Origin of the sequence: Hymenobacter piscis (assembly GCF_018760735.1) — a bacterium.
GTDB lineage: Bacteria > Bacteroidota > Bacteroidia > Cytophagales > Hymenobacteraceae > Hymenobacter > Hymenobacter piscis.
Window position 1 is genome coordinate 66,532 of the sequence record NZ_JAHHZN010000013.1, and the last position, 15,420, is coordinate 81,951.

At 66.8% G+C, this 15,420-nt stretch carries 14 protein-coding genes; 11 read left to right on the forward strand and 3 right to left on the reverse strand.

The annotated features are described in order from the left end of the window. Positions 1-134 precede the first annotated feature (134 nt). Positions 135-1,241: a glycosyltransferase gene (locus KLP40_RS14120; protein WP_215594475.1), complete on the forward strand. Its 1,107-nt coding sequence runs from the start codon at positions 135-137 to the stop codon at positions 1,239-1,241. Continuing rightward, entirely contained in the window at positions 1,238-1,738 is a 501-nt protein-coding gene (locus tag KLP40_RS14125; protein WP_215594476.1) for a YdeI/OmpD-associated family protein, read from the forward strand. The genes KLP40_RS14120 and KLP40_RS14125 overlap by 4 nt, the downstream gene beginning before the upstream one ends. 83 nt (positions 1,739-1,821) lie before the next feature. Here KLP40_RS14125 and KLP40_RS14130 read toward each other — a convergent pair whose 3' ends face one another. Continuing rightward, positions 1,822-3,876, reverse strand: a complete 2,055-nt coding sequence (locus KLP40_RS14130) for an alpha-amylase family glycosyl hydrolase (protein WP_215594477.1) — start codon at positions 3,874-3,876, stop codon at positions 1,822-1,824. 206 nt (positions 3,877-4,082) lie between these two features. Between KLP40_RS14130 and ggt the strand changes: the two genes are divergently transcribed. Then, positions 4,083-5,822, forward strand: a complete 1,740-nt coding sequence (gene ggt, locus KLP40_RS14135; RefSeq protein WP_215594479.1) for a gamma-glutamyltransferase — start codon at positions 4,083-4,085, stop codon at positions 5,820-5,822. 287 nt (positions 5,823-6,109) lie between these two features. Here ggt and KLP40_RS14140 read toward each other — a convergent pair whose 3' ends face one another. Beyond that, a complete protein-coding gene (locus tag KLP40_RS14140) occupies positions 6,110-6,460 on the reverse strand; it encodes a hypothetical protein (protein ID WP_215594480.1) in 351 nt (116 codons plus the stop codon). A gap of 201 nt (positions 6,461-6,661) precedes the next feature. Between KLP40_RS14140 and KLP40_RS14145 the strand changes: the two genes are divergently transcribed. From KLP40_RS14145 to KLP40_RS14155, 3 genes are all read left to right on the forward strand, one after another. Further along, entirely contained in the window at positions 6,662-7,525 is an 864-nt protein-coding gene (locus KLP40_RS14145; RefSeq protein WP_215594481.1) for an AraC family transcriptional regulator, read from the forward strand. A 111-nt stretch (positions 7,526-7,636) separates the two neighbouring features. Next, the gene (locus KLP40_RS14150) at positions 7,637-8,044 is read left to right on the forward strand and encodes a DUF983 domain-containing protein (protein WP_246558863.1); all 408 of its coding nucleotides are present in this window, start codon (positions 7,637-7,639) and stop codon (positions 8,042-8,044) included. 269 nt (positions 8,045-8,313) lie between these two features. Then, the gene (locus tag KLP40_RS14155) at positions 8,314-9,648 is read left to right on the forward strand and encodes an alpha-amylase family glycosyl hydrolase (protein ID WP_215594482.1); all 1,335 of its coding nucleotides are present in this window, start codon (positions 8,314-8,316) and stop codon (positions 9,646-9,648) included. A 48-nt stretch (positions 9,649-9,696) separates the two neighbouring features. Here KLP40_RS14155 and KLP40_RS14160 read toward each other — a convergent pair whose 3' ends face one another. Beyond that, positions 9,697-10,533 carry a penicillin-binding transpeptidase domain-containing protein gene (locus KLP40_RS14160; RefSeq protein ID WP_215594483.1) on the reverse strand — a complete coding sequence of 279 codons (837 nt, stop codon included), beginning with the start codon at positions 10,531-10,533 and terminating at the stop codon, positions 9,697-9,699. A 103-nt stretch (positions 10,534-10,636) separates the two neighbouring features. Between KLP40_RS14160 and KLP40_RS14165 the strand changes: the two genes are divergently transcribed. The 5 genes from KLP40_RS14165 to serA all read left to right on the forward strand — a co-directional run bounded on the left by KLP40_RS14165 (position 10,637) and on the right by serA (position 15,379). Continuing rightward, positions 10,637-11,590, forward strand: a complete 954-nt coding sequence (locus KLP40_RS14165; protein WP_215594484.1) for an aldo/keto reductase — start codon at positions 10,637-10,639, stop codon at positions 11,588-11,590. Between the two features lie 67 nt (positions 11,591-11,657). Beyond that, a complete protein-coding gene (locus KLP40_RS14170; RefSeq protein ID WP_215594485.1) occupies positions 11,658-12,155 on the forward strand; it encodes a GNAT family N-acetyltransferase in 498 nt (165 codons plus the stop codon). 102 nt (positions 12,156-12,257) lie between these two features. Beyond that, positions 12,258-12,968 (forward strand): DUF421 domain-containing protein, encoded by a 711-nt coding sequence (locus KLP40_RS21655; protein ID WP_394370036.1) that lies wholly within the window; start codon positions 12,258-12,260, stop codon positions 12,966-12,968. A 33-nt stretch (positions 12,969-13,001) separates the two neighbouring features. Continuing rightward, positions 13,002-13,391, forward strand: a complete 390-nt coding sequence (locus KLP40_RS14180; protein ID WP_215594487.1) for a VOC family protein — start codon at positions 13,002-13,004, stop codon at positions 13,389-13,391. An 86-nt stretch (positions 13,392-13,477) separates the two neighbouring features. Beyond that, a complete protein-coding gene (gene serA / locus KLP40_RS14185) occupies positions 13,478-15,379 on the forward strand; it encodes a phosphoglycerate dehydrogenase (RefSeq protein WP_215594488.1) in 1,902 nt (633 codons plus the stop codon). Positions 15,380-15,420 lie beyond the last annotated feature (41 nt).

The following is a 15,420-nucleotide window of genomic DNA, read 5'->3' on the forward strand; positions in this document are numbered from 1 at the left end:
TAACCAAGCCGGCGGCTCGGGCGGAGCGCACCGCCGGAGTTTTCGACGGACGGCCCCTGTGGCGCTGCGGGTACCTTTTTTCTCTACCTTGCCGTATCCTTTGGTATGCCTCCCGCCTGTTCTGCTATCCGCTTATGACCCCTGCTGCCTTCCGTGTTCTGTTGCTTGGCTGGAATGAAGTCCCTCGGGCCGGGGAGCCCGATGTGCCGTCCATTCGCCCGCTGGTGCAGGAGCTGGCCCCGCTGGCACCCCTCTCGGTGATGCTGCCCCACCTGCCGGATTCGCCCCTTACCAACTCGGCCGGTGCCCGCGTGACGGGCCTGGCGGATCTGGCGCTGACCGACGCGCTGGCTTCCCGCCCCCGTCCGGACCAGCGCCCCGGCGCCTGGCGCCCCCCGGCCGCCCCCTACGTCGGAGCCGCGGAAGCCGACCGGCCCGGCGGCTCCGCCGGTACCTGGAACGCGCCCGCCGCCCCCTACCTGGGTGCCACACCCGGCGCCGCACCCGCCGCTACGCTGGCCCTTACGCTCAGCCCCGCGGGCACCAGCCAGGCCGCCGCCCCCGCGCCCACTGAGCAGGTTGCCCCGGCGGAAGCGGCGGCCCCGAACCCCGACCACGACCAGCTGCTCAACCTCGACGAGTTTGCCCGCGACGGGGCCGAGCCCGAGGCCGGCGAGGCCAATGCCCTGGACCAGCCCGCCAACGACCTTGCCCCCGATGAGTTGTCCGCCGACGAGCTGGCACCGCCCCCACCGCCCCGGGTGCAGGCCACCCTCTCGGAGGCCCTGGCCGCCCTCGGCGTGGATTTGCCCGCCACCGCCGACCTCAATTTTCAGGTGATTCAGTACGCCCGTTTTGCTACCCGGCGCGCCTTACTGGAAGAATTTGCCGTGATTTACGCCGTGGACTGGCCCACGTGGCTGGCAGCCATGGAAATTCGCCAGCAAACGGGCCGCCCCCTGGTACTGCACGTGCACGATCTGGCCCTGGAGCGGGCCGGCCCCGAGGAACGGGGCTGGGTGCTGGCCCTGGAACGCCTGGCTCTGCGCCGCGCCGACCTCGTGCTGGCCGCCTCCGACGAGGTAGCCCACCGCCTGCACGAACGGTACCAGCTGCCCCCCGAACGCCTGCGCACGATTGCGCCCTCCGATACGGAGGCCGTTAATACCATTCTTCACCAGCTCGAACACAGCTTACCGGGCCGCCCCGTCGTGGCTCCGCTTTTTCCGCCAACTGCATGACTTCCCCCGACTCCTCGCCCCGCCGCCACGAATTTGAAGCCCCCCTGGAAATGGACGGAGGCGATAATGGCGTGTTTGTGGTCGTGCCCTTCAGCGTAGCCGACGAATACGGCACCAAGGGCCCGCTGCCCGTGCAGGGCACCGTTGATGGCTTCCCCATCCGCCTGAACCTGGTGCCCCTGGAGGGCGGCGACCAGCAGCTCCGCCACATGTTCAGCGTGCGCAAGGAAGTGCGCAACGCCATCGGCAAAACCTGGTCCGACACGGTGCGCGTGGTGCTCCAGCACGATACCGACCCCACCGGCCTCGACCTGCCCGAGGACCTGGCCCGTGCCCTGGAGCGCGCCGCCCTGCGCCCTAAGTTTGATGCCCTGCCCTTCACCCAGCGCAAGCAGCTGGCCCAGTGGATTGAGCGCGCCAAAAAGCCCGAAGCCCGCGCCCAGCGCATCACCGACGCCCTGGAGCAGGCCGAATCCGGCCGCAAAACGCGGCATTAAAACTTCTTTTGAGCTGATGGCTGCTGCTGATAGCTTTTGATTGGGAGGAAGCCAGCAGCCAACACCCACCAGCCTAAAAAAAACTACTGCCGCTCCAGCACCAGCGCGGTGCGGTTGGTGACGTAGAGGCTGAGCTTGTTGACGCCGTCCTCCTCGAACGTTTCGTACACATACTCGTCGTCCACGCGGTTAAAGCCGCCGAACTGGGCATCGTCGGAGTTGAGCACGATGCGGTAGCGGCCGACGGCGGGCACGAAGAAGCGGTAATCGGGCACGCTGCGGTCTACGTGGAAGCTGAAGACGAACAGGCGGCGGCCGCGCTCGAACACCAGGACCTGGTTCTCAGAGTCGAGGTGGAGCTGGCGGGTGGGGCCGGCAGCCAGCAGGCGGGCGGATTTGGCCATCGTCAGCATGGCCGCGTCGAACTGCTGGAGGAACCGGAATTTGAGGTCGGGGTTGTCGGCCAGGTTCCACTGGCGGCGGGCGAAGTGGTGGCTCCAGCCGTTGCCTTCCCGCGGGAAATCGACCCATTCGGGGTGGCCGAACTCGTTGCCGATGAAGTTCAGGTAGGCCTCCCCGCCCAGGCTGAGCGTGGCCAGGCGGATGAGCTTGTGCAGGGCCACGCCCCGGGCCGCCACGGGATCGGGGTCGTCCTGGTGCATGTGCTCGTAAATGGCCTGATCAAAAAGCCAGTGGGCCAGAGTTTTGTCGCCTACCAGGGCCTGGTCGTGGCTTTCGGCGTAGGCTACGGTTTTCTCGCCGGCGCGGCGGTTGGTGAGCACGTGCCAGAGGTCGTGGAGGTTCCAGTTTTCGTCGCGGGTGTGCTTGAGCAGCTTGATCCAGTAATCCGGGATGCCCATGGCCAGGCGGTAATCGAAGCCGATGCCGCCTTCCTCAAGGGGCCGGCACAGGCCGGGCATGCCGCTCATGTCCTCGGCAATGAGCAGGGCGCTGCGCTTGATTTCGCGGGTGAGCGTGGCTGCCAGCTGCAGGTACAGAATAGCATCCTCGTCTACCTCGGGGCCGAAGTAGGCCTCGTAGCCCCCGAAGCTCACGCCCTCGCCGTGGTGGTGGTAGAGCATGCTGGTGATGCCATCGAAGCGGAAGCCGTCGAAGTGGAATTCCTCCAGCCAGTAGCGCACGTTGCTGAGCAGAAACTGCTGCACCTCGGGTTTGGCGTAGTCGAAGAGCTTGGAATCCCAGCCCGGATGGTTGCCGCGGGCGCCCGCGTGGAAGTACTGGTGGCCCGAGCCGTCGAAGTTGGCCAAGCCCTCGGCCTCGTTTTTCACGGCGTGGGAATGCACCACGTCGAGCAGCACGGCGATACCCCGGCGGTGGGCTTCATTGATGAGGTGCTTGAGCTCCTCGGGCGTGCCGAAGCGCGAGGAAACGGCGAAGAAATTGGCCACGTGGTAGCCGAAGGACCCGTAATACGGGTGCTCCATGATGGCCATCAGCTGGAGGCAGTTATAGCCCGCGGCCTGAATGCGGGGCAGAATCTGGTCGGCGAATTCGAGGTAGGAACCCACCTTGCCTTCTTCCAAAGCCATGCCCACGTGGGCCTCGTAAATGAAGGGCTCCCGCACCGCGTTGGGCACCCGGAACTTCTGGTCGGTCCAGACGAAGGGCTGCGCCGGCTTCCAGACCTGGCCGGCGAAGTCCTTGGTGTCGGGGTGCTGCACGGCCCGGCGCAGGGTGGCCGGCAGACGGTCCTGCGCCCCGCGCCCCGACACCACGTGCACCTTGTAGAGGGAGTAGTGGGTGAGGCGGTCCTGGTACTCCTTATCGGGCAGAAAAACTTCCCACACGCCGTCGGCGGTGCGGGTGAGCGGGGTGGCCTGCCGGTCCCAGCCGTTGAAGTCGCCGATGAGCGACACGGCCTGGGCGGCGGGGGCCCACTCCCGGAACCAGTAGCCCCGGCGGCGCCCGTCGTAGTTGAGGCCCAGGCGCTGGTGAGCGGAGGCAAACTTGCTTAGGGAGCCGTATTCGGCCCGAATGTCGGCCAGCCGCTGCTCCAGCCGCGCCTGGCGCCGGAGCAACACCGGCTCGTAGGGGGCCAGCCAGGGGTCGTGCTGCACGAGGGGCAGGCGGGCCGGGGATTCTTCGGAGGCAACGGGGGCTAACGGTTCGGAAGTCATAGCACGGGCATGGTCAGATTCAGGCCAAAGCTACGCGGATTACCGGGTCGGGGTTGATTGCCGGTTAGCCGGTACTGGTTGCCCGTTGGCTTCTTCGCCCCGCTTCCGGCCTGGTTTGCCGGCCGGAACCGGGGTGGCCGGCACGGTTACGGGCTCCGGTCCGGCGGGGGCCGCCCGCCCGGCGGGGGCCCGTATCTTTACTCCCGATGAACCGCTCCGCCTTCCTGCTGCTGCTGGCCGCCCTGGCTGCCTGCACCACTTCGCCCCCTGCGTCCTCCTCCCGCCCAACCGGCACCGCCGCGGCTACGCTGGCTGCCCCCGTTCCGGCGGCCACGCCCGTCGTGGCCGAGCACGCGCTGGTGGTATCGGCCCACCCCGAAGCCACGCGCATCGGGGTGGAGATGCTGCAGCGGGGCGGCAATGCCTACGACGCGGCCGTGGCCGTGCAGTTTGCCCTGGCCGTGGCCCTGCCGGCGGCCGGCAACCTCGGGGGCGGGGGCTTTCTGCTCTACCGCGGGGCCGATGGGCAGGAAGGGGCCCTGGATTTCCGCGAAACCGCCCCCGCCGCCGCTTCCCGGGATATGTACCTCGACAAGGCCGGCAACGTCATTCCCGACCTGAGCACCCTGGGCCACCGCGCCGCCGGCGTGCCGGGCACCGTGGCCGGCATGTGGGAGCTGCACCAGAAGCGGGGCCAACTGCCCTGGCGCGACGTGGTGGAACCGGCCGTGCAGCTGGCCATGCAGGGCCTGAAGCTGACGGAAAAGGAAGCGGCCGGCCTCAACCGCACCCGCGCCGACTTCGCCCGCTTCACTCCCGCCAGCGCCTACCTGAAAGCCAGCTCCTGGCAGGCGGGGGAAACCATTTACCACCCTGACCTGGCCCGCACCCTGGCATACATCCGCGACCAGGGCCGCAACGGCTTCTACACCGGCCCCGTGGCCCGGCTCATCGTGGCCGAGATGCAGCGCGGCCAGGGGCTGATAACGGCGGCGGATCTGGCGGGCTACCGGCCCCAGTGGCGCACGCCCCTGCACGGCCGCTACCGGGGCTACGAGGTGCTCACGTTTCCGCCGCCCAGCTCCGGGGGCGTGGCCCTGCTGCAACTGCTGCAAATGCTGGAGCCTTATAACCTGCGCGCCGCCGGCTGGCACTCGCCCCAGGCCACGCACTGGCTAACCGAGGCCCAGCGCCGCGTGTACGCCGACCGCGCCACCTACCTCGGCGACCCCGATTTCGGGCGGGTGCCGGTGGCTCAACTGCTCGAACCTGCCTACAACCAGCGGCGCATGGCCTCCACCCTGCCCTACCGGGCCACGCCCAGCGCCCAGGTAGCAGCCGGCCCCGGCCTGCCCGCCTACGAATCGGACCAGACGACCCACTACAACATCGTGGATGCCCGGGGCAATGCCGTGAGCTGCACTACCACCCTCAACGGGGCCTACGGCAGCAAAGTGGTGGTGGCCGGGGCGGGCTTCCTCCTGAATAACGAGATGGACGATTTCAGCAGCAAGCCCGGCACGCCCAACGCCTACGGGCTGGTGGGCGGCACGGCCAACGCCATTGCTCCCGGCAAGCGGATGCTCTCCTCGATGACGCCCGCCATCCTGACCCGGGATAAGAAGCTGGCCCTGGTGGTGGGCACGCCCGGCGGCAGCACCATCATCACCAGCGTCCTGCAGGCCATCCTGAACGTGGTGGATTACGGCCAGAACGCCCAGCAGGCTGTGTCCGCGCCCCGCCTGCACCACCAGTGGCTCCCCGATCAGCTCGACGTGGAAGCCGGCGCCCTGCTGCCCGCCGCCCAGGACACCCTCCGCGCCCGCGGCTACCAGCTCAACTCGCGCAATGCCTGGGGCCGGGTAGAAGTAATCCAGGTGCTGCCCAATGGCCAGTTGGAAGGCGGTGCCGACCCCCGCGGCGACGATACCGCAGCGGGGTATTGAGGAGTGAGGAGTGAAAGAACGTCATTCCGAGCGGAGCCGAGGAATCTCGCGTGCTGACGGTTGCAGTAGTAACTCAACGTCAGCACGCGAGATTCCTCGGCTCCGCTCGGAATGACGTTCTGGTTAAAATAACGTTCTGGCTAAGACGACGGGCTATTTAGACTGACGTTCTGCTTCACTCGCTCCTACTGACAACTCAACGAAACCGGTAAAATCAACCGCGCCGCTACTTCCCGAAGAAAGTAGCGGCGCGGTTCATCGCAGTGAATTAGACTCGGCCGGTTGGCTTACGACATTTTCAGGTTGCCGGCGGCCGTTACCAGGGTCTGGCCGAGGTGGCGGAGCTGGTCGCCGGTGCCGTCGGTGAAGCTGTGCAGGTCGTGGGCGATGCGGGCAGTTTCCTGGCCCAGCAGCTGGAGGCTGGCGGCCATGGCGGGGCGGTCGTCGCGCTCCACGTGGGCGCGCAGGTTGCGCAGCTCGGTTTGCAGACCGGTGAGGGCCGAGCCGCCGAGGCCGTCGAGGGCCTGAATCCAGCCATCGATATAGCCCAGACCGGCATCGACGGGATGCTGACGGGGGTTGTCAAACGTGTCGTAGATACCCTGAATAGTTTGTTCGATGCGGGCGGCGTTATCCATGAGCTGGCAGGTTAAGGAGAGGAATCGGTTACCTGCCACCATACGCCGCCCGGGCCACCGGTGTTGCCTGGCACTGACGGCGCGCCACAGGGAACGGGCTCTTCTGCTCCTCCGTGCCGCCGACTTCGGCGGGTTGCCTATTTTTACCTGCCCCGGCAGCCGACATCACACCCGGGCGTTGCCACCGCCAGCCTTTTGCCCATGCCCCTGCCCGTTCTCACGCTCGAATCGTTTCCGCAGGGGCCCGCCCGGCGCGCCTGGTACCTGGAGCGGCTTAGCAGGCACGTGGCCAACTTCCCCGGCATCAGTCGCCCCCACGCCCACGACTTTTACCTGCTGCTCTACGTCACGGCCGGCCAGGGAAGCCACACCATCGACCTGGTGACCTACGAGCTGGGGCCGGGCAGCGTGTTTTTCATGACGCCCGGCCAGGTCCACCACTGGCAGCTTTCGGCCGATGCCCAGGGCTACGTGGTGCTCTTCGAGGCCGACTTCTACCTCTTCCGCTACCCCGGTTCGCGCCTCTTCAACTACCCCTTTTTCGACCACCGCCACGCCCCGGTGTTGCAGCTCGGGGCCACCGAAGCGGCGCTCCGCCCCCTGCTGGAGCGCATGTGGGCCGAGCAAACCCGGCCCGCGCCCCAGCAGGATGAGGTGGTGCGCTCCTACCTGCACATCTGCCTGGAGCTGGCCGCCCGCCACTACCCGGCCACCGCCCCGGCCCCGAGTCCCGGCGAGCCCCGCCACGCCCAGCAGCAGCTGCGCGAGTTCGGCAACCTGCTCAACCAGCACTTCCGCCGCCAGCGCGCCGTGCAGCACTACGCCGATTTACTTCACCTCTCGCCCAACCACCTCAACGCCCTCTGCCGCCGCCACCTGGGCAAAACGGCCAGCGCCCTGGTGCAGGAGCGGGTGCTGCTGGAGGCCCGCCGCCTGCTGCGCCACTCGGCCGCCACCGTGGCCCAGGTAGCCGACGCGCTGGGCTTCGAGGATGCGTCCTACTTCGGGCGCTACTTCCGCAAGCACACCGGCCAGTCGCCGGAAGCCTTCCGGCAGGCCGGCTGAGCCCTCGGGCGGTGCGTTGATTTGTCCCGGATTCGCCCGCACCTGCCCCTTTCGGGAGGGCCGGCGCGGCCCTAGCTTTGTGCACCGCTTTTCGCTTCCTGCTTCCTGCTTATGCCCGCCGCTCCAGATTCCACCATCCTGGCCATTATGCAGCAACGCTGCCCGCGCTGCCACCAGGGCCCGCTTTTCAGTGCCTCCGCCCTGAATGTTACCCGTTTCGCGGATATGCCCGCCCATTGCCCCGTCTGCGGGCAGGCCTACGAGCCCGAGCCGGGCTTCTACTGGGGCGCCATGTACATCAGCTTTGTGTTTTCCACCGCCATCATGCTGGTCGTGGGCATGGCCGTGTATTTTCTCCTCCACGACCCCGATACGTGGGTGTACGTGGCGGCCGTGGCCCTAGCGGCTACCCTGCTCACGCCCCTGAGCCTGCGCTACTCCCGTACCCTGATGCTCTACCTGTTCGGCGGCATCCGCTACGCCCCCGAACGGGCCCGCCCCGGCCGTTCCGACGAGTAGGCAGTCTGTGCCGGCTGGCTGGCCTCACCCAATTCAACTGCCTGCATACCATAACTTTGCCTTCCACCAGTTGCCAGGCAGCACTACCAGCGGCTGCGCCGAAAAGGTGGAAGAATGGTGTGTCAATCAGCCTGTTGTCCCGGCGCGGAGGACCCGGAATTTTAAACCGGAAGGCTGAATCAGAAGTTACTGTCCCTGACCTGTTATCCATCTTCCTTCGTATGTCAGGCATTCGCTCTATTGCTCCTTCCGTCCCCACCGCTGCTCCTATGCCCCACCCCGACGCCCACCGGTTTCAGGTCGTCCATCCCGAATGGGCCGCCCAGGCGACCATCTACGAAGTCAACATCCGCCAGTACACGCCCGAGGGCACGTTTCGGGCGTTTGAGGCCCACCTGCCCCGCCTGGCCGCCATGGGCGTGAGCATTATCTGGCTGATGCCCGTGCACCCCATCGGGGAAGTGGCCCGCAAGGGCCGCCTGGGCAGCCAGTACGCCGTGCGCGACTATTTCGGCGTGAACCCCGAATTCGGAACCCTGGCCGATCTGCGCCACCTCGTGGAAACGGCCCACGCCCTGGGGTTGCGCGTATTGCTCGACTGGGTGGCCAACCACACCAGCTGGGACAACCCGCTGGTTACGGAACACCCCGACTGGTACCAGCACGACGCCCAGGGCCGGCTGATGTCGCCCGTGGCCGACTGGCACGATGTGGTGACGCTCAACTACCAGAGCCCCGACCTGCGCCGCTACATGACCGAGGCCCTGGCCTACTGGCTGCGCGAGGCCGACATCGACGGCTACCGCTGCGACGTGGCAGCCCTGGTGCCCACCGATTTCTGGGACGAGGCCCGGCCGGTGCTCGAAGCCATCAAGCCGGTATTCATGCTGGCCGAGTGGGATGAGCTCTACCCTTCCGGCGGCCTGACGTGGGAGGAATTCAACTCCGATACCCACCTGCTGGAGCGGGCTTTCGACATGACGTTCGGGCTGCGCCTGCACTACCTGCTCGATACCATTGCCGAGGGCAAGGCCCCGCTCAGCGCCATCGATGAGTACCTGGCCGCCGAGCGGGCCAAATACCCGCCCTCGGTGTACCTGATGCACTTTACCAGCAACCACGACGTGAACACCTGGGACGGCACCGAGTACGAGCGTCTGGGGCCCAACGCCCTGCCCTTCGCCGTGCTTACGGCCCTGCTGCCGGGCATGCCGCTGGTGTACTCGGGCCAGGAAAGTGCCCTCCGTAAGCGGCTGGCCTTCTTCGACAAGGATACCATCGACTGGCAGGACTTCCCGCTCCAGGATTTCTACACCCGCCTGCTCCGGCTCCGGCGCCGCCATCCGGCCCTGCTCAACGGCGACGCGGCCAGCCACCTGCACCGCCTGCCCGGGCCGGAGCCGGTGTACGCCTTCGTGCGCGCCACAGGAGCGGCCGCCGTGCTGTGCGTCATCAACATCGGCCCTGCAACGCAGCATCTGCCCCTGCCCGCCGCCACGGCCGGCACCTGGCAGGACGTGTTCAGCCAGGACCAGCTCCTGTTCCGCGAAGCCGACACCCTGCCCGTGCCGGCCCACGGCTGGCGGGTGCTGGAACGGGTATAACGGCGCCGGGCCGGTGACAATGTGGCAATTGTCACCCGCGCCCTCGGCTTATTCCAGCCATCCTAGCTCCCTGAGAAGGGCCTCGGTAATCAGGCGGCGGCTGCCACTGAACCGGTCGTCGGCGGGCTGGTCCCCCGTAGGCTTCACGTGAAGGGCGAAAAAGGCCCTGCGGCCGGCGGGGCGTTCAATCCAGCCTACCAGCCAGCCACTGTCGGCGTTGCGGGCGGAGCGGAAACGCCAGCCGCTTTTGCCGTAGAGCGTGTACCGAGGCGTTTTTTTCAGGATCAGCAGCTGCTTTACGGCCCGCTGGTGCGCCTTCGCAACGGGCAGCTCTTCGGCCTGAAGACGGCGCAGGAAATCGATTTGCTCAAACTGCGTGATGCGCGACCGGCCATCGAGCCAGAACGTGTCGAGGGTGCTTGCCGTGACCACCATGCCGGGGTAGTTCAGCCGGCGCAGCCACCTGTGGTAGGCAGGCACCCCAATGCGCCGGGCCAGCTGCTGGTAGCAGGGCACCGCCGACACGCGCAGGGCCCGGGCAAACGGCATATCCTGGTTCCACTGCGGGAAGTCGCGGGCTATGCCGTCCCAGCGGCAGATTTCGGCCGTATCCCGCAGCGCCCCGGTAGCGAGGCCGATGAGCGTGTTGGGAATTTTGAAGGTGGAAGCGGGCAGAAATCCTTCGCGGCAACGGTCGGGCCGGTAGGCTACGAATTGCCGGGCCGGGGCATCGTAGAGTAGAAAAGATCCTTCCACGCCCTGGCGCCGAAAAAAGGGTTCAAAATCACGTTGAGTCAGGGTGGGAGCCTGCTGCCGGACGCTGCTGGCGGGCAGCCAGGGCAGCAGGAGCAGGCCCGGAATCAGCAGGAAAGACCTTCTGGGCATCGCGGACAAGAATTGGTGGCCGACCAAATTAACAGGTTTCGGTAACCCAATGGTCGGGCCCGGAGTTTACTCCGCGTTCTGCCACCCCGTTTTACCCTTCTCCATGCAACACCGTGAACTGGGCCGCTCCGGCCTGCAAACTGCGCCCCTGGTGCTGGGCGGCAACGTCTTCGGCTGGACGGCCGACCAGCCCGCGTCCTTCCGCGTGCTCGATGCCTTTGTAGATGGCGGCGGCAATGCCATCGATACGGCCAACGTGTACTCGGCCTGGGCCCCGGGCCACCAGGGCGGCGAGTCGGAAACCGTGATTGGCAAGTGGCTGCGGCAGCGCGGCCGCCGCGACGACGTGCTGATTTTCTCGAAAGTGGGCATGAAAATGGGCGACGGCCGCCAGGGGCTGGGCAAGGCCTACCTCAAAACGGCCGTCGAAGAGTCGCTCCGGCGCCTGCAAACCGATTACCTCGACCTCTACCAAAGCCACCAGGACGGCGAGGAGCGCCCCGTGACCGAGCCGCTGGAAGCCTACGCCGAGCTGATTCAGGAAGGCAAGGTGCGCGCCATCGGGGCCAGCAACTTTTCGGCCGCCCGCCTGCGCGCCGCCCTGGAGGCCAGCGCCGCCCAGGGCCTGCCCCGCTACGAAACCCTCCAGCCCGAGTACAACCTCTACAACCGCCAAAGCCTCGAGCAAGACCTGCTGCCGCTCTGCCAGGAGTACGGTCTGGGCGTCATTCCCTACTTCGGCCTGGCCTCGGGCTTTCTTACGGGCAAGTACCGCACCGAGGCCGACCTGAGCCAGAGCGTGCGCGGCAGCAGCATCGGCCCCAAATACCTCAACGACCGGGGCCGCGCCATCCTAGCCGCCCTCGATGCCGTGGTGGAGCGCCACGCCGGCTCCTCCCCCGCCCAGGTGGCCCTGGCCTGGATTATGGCCCGCCCCGGCCTCACGGCCCCCATCGCCTCGGCCACCAGTCCGGCCCAGGTTGCGGACCTGCTCCAGGCCATGCAGCTCCCCCTCAGCGAGGCCGATAGGCACCAGCTTAACCAGGCCAGCGCCTAGCTTAGGGGTTTGGTTTCCGACGCCGGATGCCCAACTTGCCGCCTCGCCGCTTTCCCCACCCTGCCCCATGCACATCCGCCCGGCCACCCGTTCCGACCTGCACGCCGTGTACCTGCTCTGGGCCGAACTCATGGACGCGCACGCGCACTACCATTCCGTTTTTGGTTACCACCGCCGGGCCCAGGTAGAACTCAAGCAAATGCTGCTACACCGCCTGCGGGAGCCATACACGCGCTTTTTCGTGGCCGAAACCCCCGACGGCCTGGCCGGAATGCTCATTGCCATGTACCAGATCGGCCACCACGGCCTGCACTACAAGCGGCGCGGCTACCTGGCCGAAACCCTGGTGCGCCCGGCCTTCCGGCGCCTTGGCATCGGGCGGGCCCTGTTCGGCACGGCTAAAACCTGGCTGCTGGCCGAAGGCGCCGACCACCTGGAGCTGCAGGTGGCCGTGGCCAACGAAGGGGCCCGGCAGTTCTGGGCGGCCATGGGCTTCGCGCCCACCACCTACCACCTGGTTCAGCCCCTGGTGCCGCCCCCCGCCCCCGACGCCTGGCCTTCCTGAGTCTGGTTTATGGTTTTTGGTGGGTGGTTTTTGGTCTGACTACTATATCCAATTATCCACGGCAGGCCACAAACCAAAAACCATAAACCAAAAACCAAAGCAATGCCCCAAGCTCCCGTTACGCCCTTCGACTGGGCCCGCATCTGGTGGGCTGATACCAGCTCCTGGTCGTTTCTGCTGGAAACCCTGTTCCGGTGCGGATTTACCTACCTGCTCATCCTGGGGGCGCTGCGTATTATGGGCCGGCGCGGGGTGCGGCAGCTGTCCATTTTCGAGCTCAGCATCATCCTGGGCCTGGGCTCGGCCGCCGGCGACGCCATGCTCTACGAAGACACGCCCCTGCTGCCGGCCGCCGTGGTGTTTATGGCTGTCACGGCCCTGTACGTGCTCTTCAACCGTCTCACCGAGCGATTCCCCGGCTTCTCCGACTGGCTGGAAGGCCGGCCCGTACTGCTGGTGGAAGACGGCGTGATTCATCAGCAAAACTTTCGTTCCCAGCAGCTCACGCTCAAGGAACTGTTCGGCGAGCTGCGCCAGCAGCACGTGGAACACCTGGGCCAGGTGCGGCGGGCCTACATTGAGGCCACCGGCGAGTTCAGCGTGTATTTTTTCGAGGACGAGGCCGTGCGGCCCGGCCTGCCCCTCTGGCCCGAGCGGCTCACCGAAGCCGGCCCCCGGGCCGCCACCGCCGGCCCCCACGCCTGCGCCCGCTGCGGCACGGTCCGGGAGCTGGCCGCCCGGGCCGAGGCTCGCTGCGCCAACTGCCACCACCACGCCTGGCTGCCCGCCGCCACCAGCCGGCGGGTCGATTAAGCGAGTTTTCCCGGCCCTTCTGCCCCCGCTGCCATGCTGCCCCTGCGCTACCTCCACCACATCGCCATCATCGGCTCCGACTACGCCCGCTCCAAACGGTTCTATACCGAGGTGCTGGGGTTGCGCGTGCTGCGGGAAGTGTACCGGGCCGAGCGCGACTCCTGGAAGCTGGACCTGGCCCTGGGCGAGCAGTACGTCATCGAGCTGTTCTCGTTTCCGGCGCCGCCGCCGCGCCCCACCCGCCCCGAGGCCACCGGCCTGCGCCACCTGGCCTTTGCCGTGACCGATATGGACGAAGCCGTGCGCCACCTCACGGCCCACGGCGTGGCCTCGGAGCCCGTCCGGACCGACAAGTTCACGGGCCGCCGCTTCACCTTCATCGAAGACCCCGACGGCTTGCCCCTGGAGTTCTACGAGGACTGAATCGAGCCATTGCGGGTTGGAAATCGTAGAACCCGGCACTGCGTGCTGGTGGAGCATTGGCCGCCGCGCCCTACCTTGCCCCCGCTATGCCCGACAACCCCGCACCACTCCCCTACCTCATCATCGATTTCGACAGCACCTTCACCCAGGTCGAAGGCCTCGATGAACTCGCCGACATTGCCCTCGAAGGCTCCCCCGACCGCGAAAAAATCGTGGGCCAGATCCGGGCCCTCACCGACCGGGGCATGAGCGGGGAGCTCAAGTTTTCGGAGTCGCTGCGGGAGCGGCTGGCGCTGCTGCCGGCCCGGCGGGCGCACATCGGGCAGCTGGTGGAGCGGCTCCGGGGCAAGGTGTCGGAGAGCATCCGGCGCAACCGGGGCTTCTTCGAGCAGTTTCCGGGCCGGGTGTACATCGTCAGCAGCGGCTTCCGCGAGTTCATTGAGCCCGTGGTGGGCGAGTTCGGCATCCGCCCCGAGTTCGTGCTGGCCAACACCTTTACCTTCGACGCCGAGGACCGCATCACGGGCTTCGACGCCGCCAACCCGCTCAGCCAGGACGGGGGCAAAATCCGCCAGCTGCAGCTGCTCGACCTGCACGGCCCCGTCTACGCCCTCGGCGACGGCTACACCGACTACCAGATCCGGGAGGCCGGCCTGGCGGACCGCTTCTACGCCTTCACCGAAAACGTGAGCCGCCCCGCCGTGGTGGCCCAGGCCGATGAAGTGCTGCCTTCCTTCGACGAATTTCTCTACCAGAACAAGCTCCCGATGACCCTCAGCTACCCCAAAAACCGCATCAAAGTCCTGCTGCTCGAAAACCCCGACCCCCGCGCCGCCGAGCTCTTCCGGGCCGAAGGCTACCAGGTGGACACCGTGCCCGGCGGCCTCGACGAGGACGAGCTGGTAGCGCGCATCGAGGGCGTGAGCATCCTGGGCATCCGCAGCAAAACCCAGGTCACGCAACGCGTGCTCGACGCGGCCAACCGCCTCATCGGCATCGGCGCGTTCTGCATCGGCACCAACCAGATTGATTTGCCGGCCTGCATGAAAAAGGGCGTGGCCGTGTTCAACGCCCCCTTCAGCAACACCCGCTCGGTGGTGGAGCTGGCCCTGGGCGAAATCATCATGCTGGCCCGCCGCATTCCCGAGAAAAACCCCAAAATGCACGCCGGCGAGTGGGATAAGTCGGCCCGGGGGGCCTTTGAAATCCGGGGCAAGAAGCTGGGCATCGTGGGCTACGGCAACATCGGGAGCCAGCTTTCGGTGGTGGCCGAGGCCGTAGGCATGCAGGTGCTGTATTACGACGTGGCCGAGAAGCTCCAGCTGGGCAATGCCACCAAGTGCCGCACCCTCGACGAGCTGCTGGAGCAGGCCGACGTAGTGACCCTGCACATCGACGGCCGCCCCGAGAACACCCACCTGTTCGGGGCCGCCCAGTTTGCCCGCATGAAGCCCGGGGCCCTGTTTCTCAACAACGCCCGCGGCCCGGTGGTGGAGGTGTCGGCTTTGGCCGATGCCCTGCGCTCGGGCCACCTCGGCGGGGCCGCCGTGGACGTGTTCCCCGAAGAGCCCAAAACCAACGACGAGGGTTTCGAGAGCGAGCTGCGGGGCCTGCCCAACGTGCTGCTCACGCCCCACATCGGGGGCAGCACGGCCGAGGCCCAGCGCAACATTGCCGAGTTCGTGCCCGAGCGCATGATGCAGTACGTGAACACCGGCAACACCCAGCAGAGCGTCAACTTCCCCAACATTCAGCTGCCCGACCAGCAGGCCCACCGCCTCATCCACATTCACCACAACGTGCCCGGCGTGCTGGCCCGCATCAACCATGTGCTGGCCGCCCACTCGGTCAACATCCTGGGCCAGTACCTGAAAACCAACGAGCACATCGGCTACGTGATTACCGACGTGGACCGGCAATACGGCCCCGAGCTCATCCAGGCCCTGCGCGAAGTGGAGCACACGATTAAATTCCGGGTGCTGTATTAGGGCTTAGGTGTTAGAGCTTAGAGCTTAGAGCTTAGAGCTTA

Coding starts and splice junctions, on each gene's coding strand:
- KLP40_RS14160 (WP_215594483.1), bottom strand. CDS start 10,533: ATGCCCAGAAGGTCTTTCCTGCTGATTCCGGGCCTGCTCCTGCTGCCC.
- KLP40_RS14180 (WP_215594487.1), top strand. CDS start 13,002: ATGCTGCCCCTGCGCTACCTCCACCACATCGCCATCATCGGCTCCGAC.
- KLP40_RS14170 (WP_215594485.1), top strand. CDS start 11,658: ATGCACATCCGCCCGGCCACCCGTTCCGACCTGCACGCCGTGTACCTG.
- KLP40_RS14120 (WP_215594475.1), top strand. CDS start 135: ATGACCCCTGCTGCCTTCCGTGTTCTGTTGCTTGGCTGGAATGAAGTC.
- KLP40_RS14150 (WP_246558863.1), top strand. CDS start 7,637: ATGCCCGCCGCTCCAGATTCCACCATCCTGGCCATTATGCAGCAACGC.
- KLP40_RS21655 (WP_394370036.1), top strand. CDS start 12,258: ATGCCCCAAGCTCCCGTTACGCCCTTCGACTGGGCCCGCATCTGGTGG.
- KLP40_RS14145 (WP_215594481.1), top strand. CDS start 6,662: ATGCCCCTGCCCGTTCTCACGCTCGAATCGTTTCCGCAGGGGCCCGCC.
- KLP40_RS14140 (WP_215594480.1), bottom strand. CDS start 6,460: ATGGATAACGCCGCCCGCATCGAACAAACTATTCAGGGTATCTACGAC.
- KLP40_RS14130 (WP_215594477.1), bottom strand. CDS start 3,876: ATGACTTCCGAACCGTTAGCCCCCGTTGCCTCCGAAGAATCCCCGGCC.
- ggt (WP_215594479.1), top strand. CDS start 4,083: ATGAACCGCTCCGCCTTCCTGCTGCTGCTGGCCGCCCTGGCTGCCTGC.
- KLP40_RS14165 (WP_215594484.1), top strand. CDS start 10,637: ATGCAACACCGTGAACTGGGCCGCTCCGGCCTGCAAACTGCGCCCCTG.
- KLP40_RS14125 (WP_215594476.1), top strand. CDS start 1,238: ATGACTTCCCCCGACTCCTCGCCCCGCCGCCACGAATTTGAAGCCCCC.
- KLP40_RS14155 (WP_215594482.1), top strand. CDS start 8,314: ATGCCCCACCCCGACGCCCACCGGTTTCAGGTCGTCCATCCCGAATGG.
- serA (WP_215594488.1), top strand. CDS start 13,478: ATGCCCGACAACCCCGCACCACTCCCCTACCTCATCATCGATTTCGAC.